10 protein-coding genes and 1 tRNA gene are annotated in these 12,718 nt (G+C 33.8%); 9 read left to right on the top strand and 2 right to left on the bottom strand.

Annotation, left to right across the window (positions count from 1 at the left end; translation table 11 throughout):
- Positions 1-7 precede the first annotated feature (7 nt).
- The 9 genes from Q4517_RS12765 to Q4517_RS12725 all read left to right on the top strand — a co-directional run bounded on the left by Q4517_RS12765 (position 8) and on the right by Q4517_RS12725 (position 9,281).
- Complete coding sequence (locus tag Q4517_RS12765; protein WP_115901785.1) at positions 8-1,198, top strand: FtsW/RodA/SpoVE family cell cycle protein; 1,191 nt, start codon at positions 8-10, stop codon at positions 1,196-1,198.
- Between the two features lie 69 nt (positions 1,199-1,267).
- Positions 1,268-2,359: an undecaprenyldiphospho-muramoylpentapeptide beta-N-acetylglucosaminyltransferase gene (gene murG, locus Q4517_RS12760; protein ID WP_303510067.1), complete on the top strand. Its 1,092-nt coding sequence runs from the start codon at positions 1,268-1,270 to the stop codon at positions 2,357-2,359.
- Positions 2,359-3,705 (top strand): UDP-N-acetylmuramate--L-alanine ligase, encoded by a 1,347-nt coding sequence (gene murC / locus Q4517_RS12755; RefSeq protein WP_303510066.1) that lies wholly within the window; start codon positions 2,359-2,361, stop codon positions 3,703-3,705. The genes murG and murC overlap by 1 nt, the downstream gene beginning before the upstream one ends.
- A 1-nt stretch (position 3,706) precedes the next feature.
- Positions 3,707-4,447 carry a cell division protein FtsQ/DivIB gene (locus Q4517_RS12750; protein ID WP_303510065.1) on the top strand — a complete coding sequence of 247 codons (741 nt, stop codon included), beginning with the start codon at positions 3,707-3,709 and terminating at the stop codon, positions 4,445-4,447.
- The gene (gene ftsA / locus Q4517_RS12745) at positions 4,434-5,774 is read left to right on the top strand and encodes a cell division protein FtsA (protein WP_303510063.1); all 1,341 of its coding nucleotides are present in this window, start codon (positions 4,434-4,436) and stop codon (positions 5,772-5,774) included. The genes Q4517_RS12750 and ftsA overlap by 14 nt, the downstream gene beginning before the upstream one ends.
- 84 nt (positions 5,775-5,858) lie before the next feature.
- Positions 5,859-7,721, top strand: a complete 1,863-nt coding sequence (gene ftsZ / locus Q4517_RS12740; RefSeq protein ID WP_303510061.1) for a cell division protein FtsZ — start codon at positions 5,859-5,861, stop codon at positions 7,719-7,721.
- Positions 7,722-7,791: 70 nt separating this feature from the next.
- On the top strand, positions 7,792-8,238 hold the full coding sequence (locus tag Q4517_RS12735) for a GatB/YqeY domain-containing protein (protein ID WP_303510058.1): 447 nt from the start codon (positions 7,792-7,794) through the stop codon (positions 8,236-8,238).
- Positions 8,239-8,249: 11 nt separating this feature from the next.
- Positions 8,250-8,323 (top strand) — tRNA-Arg (locus tag Q4517_RS12730).
- Positions 8,324-8,477: 154 nt separating this feature from the next.
- Positions 8,478-9,281 carry a zinc-dependent peptidase gene (locus Q4517_RS12725; RefSeq protein WP_303510055.1) on the top strand — a complete coding sequence of 268 codons (804 nt, stop codon included), beginning with the start codon at positions 8,478-8,480 and terminating at the stop codon, positions 9,279-9,281.
- Position 9,282: 1 nt separating this feature from the next.
- On the opposite strand, the gene Q4517_RS12720 is transcribed toward Q4517_RS12725, so the two are convergent.
- Both Q4517_RS12720 and Q4517_RS12715 read right to left on the bottom strand, forming a co-directional pair.
- Positions 9,283-9,471 (bottom strand): DUF2892 domain-containing protein, encoded by a 189-nt coding sequence (locus Q4517_RS12720; RefSeq protein ID WP_303510053.1) that lies wholly within the window; start codon positions 9,469-9,471, stop codon positions 9,283-9,285.
- A 1-nt stretch (position 9,472) separates the two neighbouring features.
- Positions 9,473-12,679 (bottom strand): efflux RND transporter permease subunit, encoded by a 3,207-nt coding sequence (locus Q4517_RS12715; protein WP_303510050.1) that lies wholly within the window; start codon positions 12,677-12,679, stop codon positions 9,473-9,475.
- Between the last annotated feature and the right edge of the window lie 39 nt (positions 12,680-12,718).

The following is a 12,718-nucleotide window of genomic DNA, read 5'->3' as shown; positions in this document are numbered from 1 at the left end:
AAGATTGATGAAAAACATCTTTCGACATATAAAAGGAGATCGAGCCATTTGGGCTATAGTTGCAGTATTGGCGATATTTTCGTTTATGCCAATATACAGTGCGAGTACCAATTTGGTGTATGTAGTTGGTAACGGTTCTACCTTAGGGCATTTGGTAAAGCACATTGTATTATTAATTACAGGGTTTGCAGTAATTTATGGAGTGCATAAAATTCCATATAGGTACTTCAGTGGAGGTTCCGTTTTAATGCTGCCTGTTGTTGTTTTGCTGTTGGTTTTTACCTTAGCGCAAGGAACTACCATTGGAGGGGCAAATGCGAGTAGGTGGATTCGTATTCCATTTGTAGGTATTGGGTTTCAAACCTCTACACTAGCAGGTTTAGTGTTAATGGTATATGTTGCACGATACTTAGCAAAAAATAAAGAAAAAGTAATTTCTTTTAAAGAAAGTCTATTGCAGTTGTGGCTTCCGGTAGGTTTAGTACTGGTGTTAATTTTACCAGCAAACTTCTCAACGACAGCTATGGTGTTCTTTATGATTTTAATGGTTTCTTTTATAGGGGGATACCCGTTGAAATATATAGGCTATATATTAGGAATAGGACTTTTTGCTTTCCTTTTTTTTATTTTAGTAGCGAAAGCATTTCCAGATGCAATGCCCAACCGTGTAAACACTTGGAAAAGTAGAATTGAAAGCTTTTCCCAATCAGACGGAGAAGAAGATTACCAAGTGGAAAAGGCCAAAATAGCTATTGCTACAGGAGGAGTAATAGGTAAAGGACCAGGTAAAAGTGTACAGAAAAACTTTTTACCACAATCTTCATCCGATTTTATCTATGCAATTATTGTTGAAGAATACGGTTTTGCAGGAGCGATAGTGGTAATATTTATTTATTTCTTATTGCTTTTCAGAATTTTAATAACCGCCAAAAAAGCTACCACCATATTTGCAACTTTATTAGTCGTGGGGGTGGGAATTCCCATTGTTTTTCAAGCAATGATAAACATGGCAGTAGCAGTGAATATTTTACCAGTAACAGGACAAACACTTCCGCTAATTAGTAGTGGAGGTACCTCTATTTGGATGACATGTTTCGCATTAGGAATGATTTTAAGTGTAAGCGCTTCTAAAAACGAAACTGAAGAAACAATTTTAGATGATAACCCTTTAGATATTTTACATGAAACGCTGGACTAAAAATACAGATATACGGGTTGGAATTATTATGAGTGTTACATACAACACTGTTAACATAAAAAAGACTGTATGAAACAATCGATTAATATCATAATAAGCGGTGGAGGTACAGGAGGTCATATTTATCCTGCAATAGCAATTGCTAACGAAATAAAAGTTCGTTACCCGGAAGCTAACATTTTGTTCGTTGGAGCAAAAGATAAAATGGAAATGGAAAAAGTTCCACAAGCAGGATATGAAATCAAAGGATTGTGGATTTCAGGAATCCAAAGAAAACTAACTTTAAAGAACTTAATGTTTCCTTTTAAACTAGTAAGTAGTTTATGGAAAGCATATCTAATTATACGAAAATTTAAACCAGATGTTGCTGTTGGAACAGGAGGTTTTGCAAGCGGACCAACATTAATGGTTGCTAATAAGAAAGGAATACCAACCTTAATACAAGAGCAAAATTCATATCCTGGAATAACCAATAGATTATTGGGGAAAAAAGCACAGAAAATATGTGTTGCATACGATAATTTAGAGCGTTTTTTCTCTGAAGATAAAATAGAAAAAACAGGGAACCCTGTTCGTCAAGACTTGTTATTTATCCATACAAAAATAGAAGAAGGCAAAGAGTTTTTTGAGTTAGATACGTCTAAAAAAACAATTTTAATATTAGGAGGAAGTCTTGGAGCTCGTAAGATAAATCAATTGGTAGAAGAAAATTTAAACTTCTTTAAAAAGCAAGGAGTTCAATTAATATGGCAATGTGGTAAGTTGTATTTTGAAGAATATAAAAAATATGATGAATTAGAGAATGTACAAGTGCATCAGTTTTTAAATAGAATGGATTTAGCCTATGCTGCTTCAGATTTTATTGTATCAAGAGCAGGAGCAAGTTCAGTATCAGAATTATGTATAGTAGGTAAACCAACTATTTTTATTCCTTCACCAAACGTTGCCGAAGACCATCAAACAAAAAATGCAAAATCTATTGCAGATAAACACGGAGCATTAGTAGTTAAAGAGAATGAACTAGATACCTTTCCTGTTGTGTTAGAAACCTTGTTGAAAGACAAAGGAAAACAAGAAAGTTTAAGTGAAAATATTAATGAGTTAGCGTTGCCAAATGCAACAAATCATATCGTTAACGAAATAGAAAAATTAATCAATTAGTGAATTTAAAAACGATACATAACGTTTATTTTATAGGTATTGGCGGAATAGGAATGAGCGCCATAGCACGATATTTTTCTGTGAATGGAAAAGTAGTTGCAGGGTATGATAAAACACCAACACCTATCACTAAAAGTTTAGAAGAAATAGGAGTAGAAGTCCATTTTGAAGACGCTGTAAAGAATATTCCTATTTCATTTTTAAATAAAGAAAAAACATTGGTGGTATATACACCAGCAGTTCCTAAAAATCATCAAGAATTAAATTATTTTATAGATAACGGATACACAGTTTTAAAAAGAGCAGAAGTGCTGGGAGAAATAACCAAGAGTACTTTTTGTTTAGCAGTGGCAGGAACTCACGGAAAAACAACAACATCTTCTATTTTAGGGCACATTATGCAACCTGAAAAAGCTACTTCGTTTTTAGGAGGCATTGCAGAAAATTATAATTCTAATTTAATTTTAGGAGAAGATAAAGTTTCGGTAGTTGAAGCAGATGAGTTTGACCGTTCGTTTTTAAAGCTATCACCCAATATAGCTTGTGTAACCTCTATGGATGCTGATCATCTAGATATCTATGGAGAAAACGAATTTTTACAACAATCATTTAGAGATTTTGCAAGTAAAGTTTCTGATACTTTGATCGTAGCAAAAGGATTGCCCTTAAAAGGTTTAACATACGCAGTTAATGAAGAAGCAGATTACAAAGCTTATAATGTAAAAATAGAAGAAGGTAAATATGTTTTTGATGTAAAAACACCAACATCAGAAATTAAAAATGTAGCATTTCATTTACCAGGAAATCATAACATGATGAATGCTTTAGCAGCATTAGCTATTGCGGATGTTTATGGAGTGTCTTTAGAGAAAGTTAAAAAGCAATTAAGCAGTTTTAAAGGGGTACAACGCAGGTTTTCTTATAGGTTAAAAACAGAAGATATTGTGTTGATTGATGATTATGCACACCACCCAACTGAAATAAAAGCAGTAGCGCAATCTGTTAGAGAGATGTACCCCAAAGAAAAGGTGTTGGCTGTATTTCAACCACATTTGTTTAGTAGGACCAGAGATTTTGTGGATGATTTTGCAAAAGCCTTATCGTTGTTTGATGAAGTACTTTTATTAGATATTTATCCAGCCAGAGAATTACCAATAAAAGGAATTACCTCTAGTTGGTTGTTAGAGAAAATTACCATTGATGATAAAAAGCTAATATCAAAGGAAAAATTAAGTGACGAAATCATAAAATCTGAGTCAAAAATTGTAGCAATGTTAGGTGCAGGAGATATTGGTTTATTGGTTGATGAAGTAAAAGATAAATTAAAAGAAAAACACAAAAAATAGAATGAAAAAATTAGCAACATATCTGTCTTTTTTCTTGCTGTTGATGTTTTTGGTGTTTTTGTATGGTTTTACAACCAATAGAAATGGATTAAAAAAGGTGAAAAATACGGTGGTAGAATTTGCTGCTGGAGATAATAACTTTTTGACACACAGTATGGTTGATAAATTGTTAATACAAAATAATGAATTTGTTAAAAATCAACCAAAAAGATTGGTAGATTTACACTTTCTAGAGGCTAATGTTTCGGCGAATCCGTATGTTGAAAAAACAGCTGTGTTTTTAACTGTAGATGGGGTGTTAAAAACTACGATAAAACAACGAACACCGATAGCTCGAATTGTTGATAAAGATACATCTTTTTATGTTGATAAGTATGGAGTTGAAATTCCGTTATCAACAAATTTTTCAGCAAGAGTACCATTAGTTTTAGGAGTAAGGGGGGCAAAAGAAATCAAAGAATTAACGACGTTAATAAAGAACATAAATAGTAATAGTTTTTTTGCTAAAGAAATTATTGCTATTCAAAAAGACGCCCAAAACGAATATACATTTACAGTTCGTAGTGGTGATTATAAGATAATTTTTGGAGAGTTAACAGATGCCTCAATAAAGTTTAAAAAGCTAACAGCATTTTATAACAAAGCATTTACAGACAAAACCATTAATAACTATAAAGCGATAAATGTAAAATACCACAACCAAGTTGTGTGCACAAAACAAAATCAAGATGGAAAACAATAAAATAGCAGTTGGTTTAGATATTGGTACAACCAAGATTGTTGCCATGATTGGTCGTAGAAACGAATACGGTAAGCTTGAAGTTTTAGGTATTGGTAAAGCGAAAAGTTTAGGTGTAAAGCGAGGAGTAGTTAATAACATTACGCAAACTATTCAGTCTATTCAGCAGGCAGCTGAAGAAGCAGAAAGTATTTCAGGGCATAAAATAGAAAATGTTGTAGTAGGTATTGCTGGTCAACATATACGTAGTCTACACCATAGTGACTACATAACAAGAGAAAAATCAGAAGAGGTAATTGATGCAACAGATATTGAAAATTTAGTAAGTCAGGTACATAAATTGGTTATGCTACCTGGTGAGGAAATTATTCACGTATTACCACAAGAGTTTAAAGTAGATAGCCAGCCAGATATAAAAGAACCTATAGGGATGTATGGAGGAAGATTAGAAGCTAACTTTCACGTAGTAGTAGGTCAAGTTTCTTCTATTCGAAATGTAGGCAGATGTATTAAGAGTGCGGGGTTAAATCTATCAGATATTACTCTTGAACCTTTAGCGTCAGCATCAGCAGTATTAAGCCAAGAAGAAAAAGAAGCAGGTGTAGCATTGATTGATATAGGTGGGGGAACTACAGATTTAGCCATATTCAAAGACGGAATTATTCGTCATACAGCAGTCATACCTTTTGGAGGCAATGTAATTACTGAAGATATAAAAGAAGGTTGTTCAATAATTGAAAAACAAGCTGAATTATTAAAAATTAAGTTTGGTTCTGCGTGGCCTGGAGAAAATAAAGAAACAGAAATTGTTTCAATTCCTGGGTTAAGAGGAAGAGAACCTAAAGAAATTACGCTAAAAAATTTATCAAAAATAATTCATGCTAGAGTTCAAGAAATTATTGAACATGTGTACTTAGAAATTAAGAACTATGGGCATGAAACTCAAAAAGGAAAACTAATTGCAGGTATTGTATTAACAGGAGGTGGAGCTCAATTAAAACATTTACGCCAGTTAGTAGAATATATTACTGGAATGGACGTTCGTATTGGGTATCCAAATGAACACTTAGCGGGAGATTCAGATGAAGGATTATCAAGTCCAGCATTTGCAACTGCTGTAGGGTTGTTAATGGAAGGTTTACAAAAGGAAACTGAAGAAAAAGTAATTGTAAAAGAAGTGCCAGAAGCGTTAGTAGAAGAAGCTATTGAGGAAGAAAACGAGATTGTAGAAGAAGTTCGAGAAGAGAAGGAACACAAAGCGAAAAAATCTAAATCATTTTTTGACAAGTTTACTGAACGATTCAAAGAATTTTTAGATAACGCAGAGTAATTAGTATATATAAGAAAACTCCTGATTAATCCCCTAAAAAGGAGTGTAAAATTGAATAAGAATTAATAAAAAAGAAAAGTTATTATGAGCGCAGAATTTGATAACATTTCATTCGACATGCCAAAAACACAATCGAATGCCATTAAAGTAATCGGTGTTGGTGGGGGAGGAAGCAACGCAGTAAACCACATGTATAGTAAACAAATTCACGGAGTAGATTTCGTAATTTGTAATACAGACGCACAAGCATTAGAAAACAGCCCAATACCTAATAAAGTTCAGTTAGGAGCACATTTAACTTCAGGGTTAGGTGCAGGCGCAAATCCAGAAGTTGGAGCACAAGCAGCGGCTGAAAGTATACAAGAAATTCAACAAATGTTGAGTACACATACCAAAATGGTTTTTATTACCGCAGGTATGGGGGGAGGTACTGGTACAGGTGCGGCTCCAATCATTGCTAAAATAGCTAAAGATATGGATATTTTAACGGTAGGTATCGTTACAATGCCATTTCAGTTTGAAGGAAGAATGCGCTCAAAGCAAGCTCAAAAAGGGATTGATGAGCTACGTAATAATGTAGACTCATTAATTGTTATCAACAATAATAAACTGCGCGAAGTTTATGGTAACTTGGGGTTTAAAGCAGGGTTCTCTAAAGCAGACGAAGTATTAGCAACAGCAGCAAAAGGGATAGCAGAGGTAATTACACATCACTACAAACAAAATATTGATTTACACGATGCAAAAACGGTATTGTCAAATAGTGGTACAGCAATTATGGGATCTGCAAAAGAAACTGGAGCAAACAGAGCTAAAAATGCCATTGTAAAAGCATTAGATTCACCATTGTTAAACGATAATAAAATTACAGGAGCTAAAAATGTATTATTATTAATCGTTTCTGGAGGAAATGAAGTTACACTAGATGAAATAGGTGAAATAAATGACTACATTCAAGATGAAGCAGGGTACGATGCCAATATTATTATGGGTATTGGAGAAGATGAGTCATTAGAAGATGGAATAGCAGTAACAGTTGTAGCTACGGGTTTCGCCGCTGATCAGCAAGGGAATATTACCAATACAGAAGTAAAAAAAATAGTTCATACTTTAGAAGATGAACAAAAGGCAACGTATAACTTTGGTGATCAGAAAGTGCAAACGTCTCCAGCAATTGACGAGCCAATAAAAAACAAGCCATCAAATAAGGTTGTTCATGTTTTAGAGGAAGAAAAACCTGAGTCAAAACCGAAAACTATTCCTACAACAGAAGCAATAAAAAATATTGATGTAACGTATGATGAAATAGAAATAGAAACTGTTTCTGAAGATGATTTTATCATTACCAATATAGCTGAACCTAAAGTTGAAGAAAGAAAAATAAAGGAACAACCGACACAACAAGATTTGTTGTTTGATTTGCCGTTAAACTCTTATGAAGAAATAAAGCCAACCTCTCATTTAGTAGAAACTACTAATGAGATTAAAAATATAGAAGTAAAAGCTGAAGAAGTAAAGAGTCATAAAGTTGAAAAACGATATGTGTTAGACGATTTTAGTGCACAACCAACAATTGGCAAAAGTTCTACTCCTACAATTAAAGAAGAGGTAGAAAAAGAATTACAATTTGAGGTGAAATCTAAAACACAAGAAGAAATTAATGGAATAGATACTTCAAGTGAGGAAGTTTCTCCGTTAGACTTAACAATTTCTGAGTTGCAAAAAAGGGCACAGGAAAGAAGGGAGAAGATGAAAGGTTTTAACTATAAGTTTAACGATCAAGTTAGTAAAAATATAGATGAAATTGAACGTCAACCGGCCTATAAAAGATTAGGAGTTGATATTGAAGCAGGATCGGATATTAGTAAATCAGATACGGCATTAAATACTGATAATAACGATTTATTACGTTCTAATAATTCGTTTTTACACGATAATGTAGATTAATAAAAGAATAACACTTATTTTTAAAATCCCGATTTATCGGGATTTTTTAATATTTTAAAAATATAAGATTATGAGTTTGCAAAAACAGGTAATGGATAAAATGAAAGAAGCTATGAAGTCTAAAGACACGGTAGCTTTAACGGCTTTAAGAGCATTAAAGTCAGCATTTATGTTGGCAAATACTGAAGCTGGAGCAGGAGAATTGTCTGAAGCAGAAGAGTTAAAGATTATTCAAAAACAAGTCAAACAACGTAAAGATAGTGCAACTGTGTTTACGGAGCAAGGACGTAATGATTTAGCGGAACCAGAATTAGCGGAAGCGGCTATTTTAGAACAATTTTTACCAGAAGCTTTAAGTGAAGAAGAAATAGGTAAAATTATAGAAAAAACTATTACAAATGTAGGAGCAGAAGGAATGAAAGATATGGGGAAAGTAATGGGAATTGTTTCTAAACAGTTAGCAGGACAAGCAGATGGAAAAACAATTTCAGCAATTGTAAAAGCAAAGTTAGCTTAATAGAATGTAACGGCTCAGTAGTTCAACTGGATAGAACATCAGATTTCGGCTCTGAGGGTTGGGGGTTCGAGTCCTCTCTGGGTCACAAAAACATAAAGCAGCAGATACAATTGTATCTACTGCTTTTTTTTGGGAAAATGATTAGAAAAAGTTGCTTAACTGAGGCAATATTACAAAACGGAAATTTGAAGTAATGTAACTAAAGTTACATAAGCCATATTTGAATTTTAAAAATTAAAATGAAACCTTTTTTTCTTATAAAATATACCGCTTTCTTTTTGGGGTTTATAGCTGTTGGAGTTAACGTAATAGAATCTATTTATGTGTACATATTTAATAAACCTATTTTTGTGCACTTTTATCTTGTAAAGAAGAAGTTGCCTAAGAAGAAGAAAGAGTTTTTAGTTGAAAATATAGCTTTTTATCAGAGGTTAAATGAAAAGCAAAAAGTATATTTTGAACATCGATTAACTAAGTTTATTAGAACCTATGACTTTATTGAAAGGGATGATTTTGAGTTAACCCCAGAAGCAAAAGTTTTAATAGCTACATCGTATGTCAAATTAACTTTCGGTATGCGAAGATATCTCACAGCTACATTCGATAAAATTATCGTATACCCAACCAGTTTTTATTCAACAATAACTAAACAATATCACAAAGGAGAGTTTAACCCTAGGCTAAAATCTATAGTGTTTTCTTGGGAAGATTTTTTGTTAGGAGATATTGTGTTAAATGATAACATAAACTTAGGAATTCATGAGTTTTCACATGCGTTAACTTTTCATGGAAGAAAATCGAAAGATGTAAGTTCTCGAATTTATTATAGATTGTTCGGAGAAATAACAAGTTTTATGAATGACAAAGCAAATATTGAAAGAATCAAAACATCAAGTTATTTTAGAGCATATGCATTAACAAATAAATTGGAATTTGTTGCTGTAATTATGGAGCACTTTTTTGAAACTCCAGAAGACTTACAGCAACAATTTCCACAATTGTATAATAAGATTCAACTCATGTTGAATTATTCCATAGAATAAATTAATCTTTTACTTTAAAAACCTTGGTTAAAATATCATCTAGTAAACACCATTTGGTTAATGATGATTGTAATAAGTTGGCTCCTACAAAAGCAGTGAACCATAACCAATTACTATTTACTTTGATTGCTAGGGTTAAACTGATAAGTATAAAAGCTCCTGCAATACCGCGTACAATTCTATTTTTCATGTTACTTATAATTTTTACGTTCAATTAAATAATATACCAAAGGCACTACTAATAAGGTAAGTACTGTAGCTGTAATTGTTCCTCCCATTAAAGAGATAGCCAATCCTTGGAAAATAGGATCGAATAAGATTACAAATGCCCCAATAACTACAGTACCTGCAGTTAGTAGAATAGGAGTAGTACGTACTGCACCAGCTTCTATAACAGCTTGTTTTAACGGAATTCCTTCTGCTAAACGTAAATTAACGAAGTCAATAAGTAAGACAGAGTTTCGTACCATAATTCCTGCTAGGGCAATCATTCCAATAAATGAAGTAGCTGTAAAATAAGCCCCCATCATCCAGTGTCCTAAAATAATTCCTACCATAGATAATGGAATTGCAACCATCATTACAATTGGAGCTTTAAAGTTTTGAAACCACCCTACAATCAACATATAAATAATAATGATTACTCCTAAAAAGGCAATACCTAAATCTCTAAACACCTCTAAGGTAATTTGCCATTCACCATCCCATTTTACGGTGTAATCATCTTCAAAATCGGGTTGTTTAATATATAATTCGTTCAATTCATATCCCTTTGGAAGTGGAATTTCTTTTAACTTTTCTTCCATTCCTAAAATAGCATAGGCAGGACTTTCCAATTCACCAGCCATGTCTGCCATCACATAAACTACACGCTTTTGATTTTTTCGATAAATACTTTTTGCGCTGTTTTTTTCTTCCACAGAAACTAAATCGCTTATAGAAACCATAGTGCCGTGTTGCGATTTAATTTGTAACTGAGCAATATCTTGAACAGAAGATTTCTCTTTTTCATCCAAAGCAAACACAATTCCTACTTGATTAGAGGCGTCTTCATCATATAAGGTTGAAACCGTTCTGTTAGACAATGCCATGTTTAATGTATAAGCAATTTGCTGAGGTGCCACACCATACAACATTGCTTTTTCTTTGTCGATTATAAACTCGTACTCAGTTTGATTGTCTTCTACCATCCAATCGATATCTACTACATCGGTTGTATTGTGTAAGATATTTTGAACTTCGCTGGCAATTTCAATTTGCTTTTCATAATCTGGCCCGTACACTTCTGCAACAATGGTAGATAATACAGGAGGCCCTGGTGGAACTTCTACTAATTTTACATTTGCTTTGAACTTTTTAGCAATGTTTTGAATGTCACCACGCATTGACTTTGCGATATCATGACTTTGTATGCTTCTATCTTTCTTGTCAACTAAGTTTACTTGAATGTCTGCCATATTATTACCACCACGTAAATCGTAATGACGCACTAACCCGTTAAAGGTAATAGGAGCAGAAGTACCCACATAACTTTGGTAGTTTACTACTTCTGGTCGTGTAGCTAAGTACTGTGCAATTTCTTTGGTTACTGCATCGGTACGTTCTAACGTGGTGCCTTCAGGCATATCAATTACTACCTGGAATTCATTTTTATTATCAAAAGGCAACATTTTTACAGCTACCGATTTGGTAAAGAACAACGACATAGAACCTAATAATAAAACAATCGTGATTCCTAAGAATGCCCAACGCTTGGTTTTGTTTTCAATCAACGGACGTTCGAATCGCTCATACAATTTATAGATTAGCGTGCTTTGCATAGCTTTGGTTTCGTCTTCTTCTGCCTTTTCCTCCGCACCGTGCTTGTCTTTTTCACGTAAGAAAATATATCCTAAATATGGAGTAATCGTTAATGCAACAAATAATGATAAAATCATAGCGATAGAAGCTCCAATAGGCATCGGACTCATATAAGGTCCCATTAATCCAGAAACAAATGCCATTGGTAATACCGAAGCAATTACGGTAAAGGTTGCCAATATGGTTGGGTTTCCTACTTCGTTAATAGCATATAAGGCAGCTTGTTTAAACGGCAGTCGCTTCATTTTAAAATGCCTGTGCATATTTTCGGCAATAATAATGGAATCGTCTACCACAATACCTGTTACAAATACCAAAGCAAACAAGGTAATTCGGTTTAAGGTATAATCTAACATGTAGTAACTTAACAAGGTAAGCGCAAAAGTGATGGGTACTGATAAGAATACAACTAAACCACCACGCCATCCCATGGCTAACATTACCACTAACGTTACTGCGATAATTGCACCGATTAAGTGTAATAATAATTCCGATACTTTTTGAGAGGCTGTTTCACCATAATTACGTGTAACTTCAACATGTACATCATCAGGGATTAAGTTGGCACGTAAATAATTAACCTTCGCTAAAATTACATCGGCAATTTGCATGGCGTCAGCTCCTTTTCGTTTTGCTACTGAAATGGTTACCGCTGGATATTCTGATTGATACGTGGAAGCATTTTTACTTGCTTGTCCGTACCCAAAACTTACATAGTTTTTAGGGATTTCTGGACCGTCTAGTACGTTCGCAACTTGTTTTAAATAAATCGGTTGATTTTGTTGTACACCAACGACTAAGTTTTTTACATCTTCAGCAGATTGTAAAAACTTTCCTGTAGTTACTAAAAACTCGATATCATTTTTATCATAACTTCCAGCACTTAGTTGCTGATTGCTGGCTTTTAGCATTTCAGTAACCGATAAAAAGTCTAGCCCACTAGCGGCTAATTTATCTTTATCTACGACCACACGTACTTCACGATTTCTACCTCCAATTTTTTGAGTAATCGCTACATCGTTTACCTTTTCGATTTCGTTGGTGAGTTCTTGTGCCATTTGTTTTAATTGATAGTCATCATAGTTTTCACTCCATAATGTCAACCCTAACATAGGTACATCATCAATTGCACGTGTTTTTACCAAAGGCATCGTAACACCTTTCGGCATTTGATCCATATGTTTGTTAATCTCATTGTATAGTTTTACAAACGAGCGTTCGATGTCTTCTCCCACATAAAACTGAACAATGACCATTCCTTGTTCTTTCATCGAAGTAGAGTATACGTACTCTATTCCTTTGATGTTAGAAATTATTTTTTCTAAGGGTTTGATAACTCTTGATTCTACTTCTGTAGGGCTCGCTCCTGGGTATCCTACAAAAATGTCAGCCATAGGCACATCAATCTGTGGTTCTTCTTCTCTCGGAATTAAAAAAGAACTGTACACACCAATTACCATAAACACTACCATTAGTAAGATGGTAAGTTTAGAGCCTATAAACCCTTTGGCTATTTTTCCTGCTAAACCTTCTTTCATTTTATATAATTTGAAAATTTGTTGATTTGAAAATGGGGT

The sequence above is a fragment of the Tenacibaculum sp. 1_MG-2023 genome (genome assembly GCF_030547425.1).
In the GTDB taxonomy this organism is placed as follows: Bacteria; Bacteroidota; Bacteroidia; order Flavobacteriales; family Flavobacteriaceae; genus Polaribacter.
The sequence above is the reverse complement of the archived record's forward strand: the minus strand, read 5'-3'. Positions and strand labels throughout refer to the sequence as shown.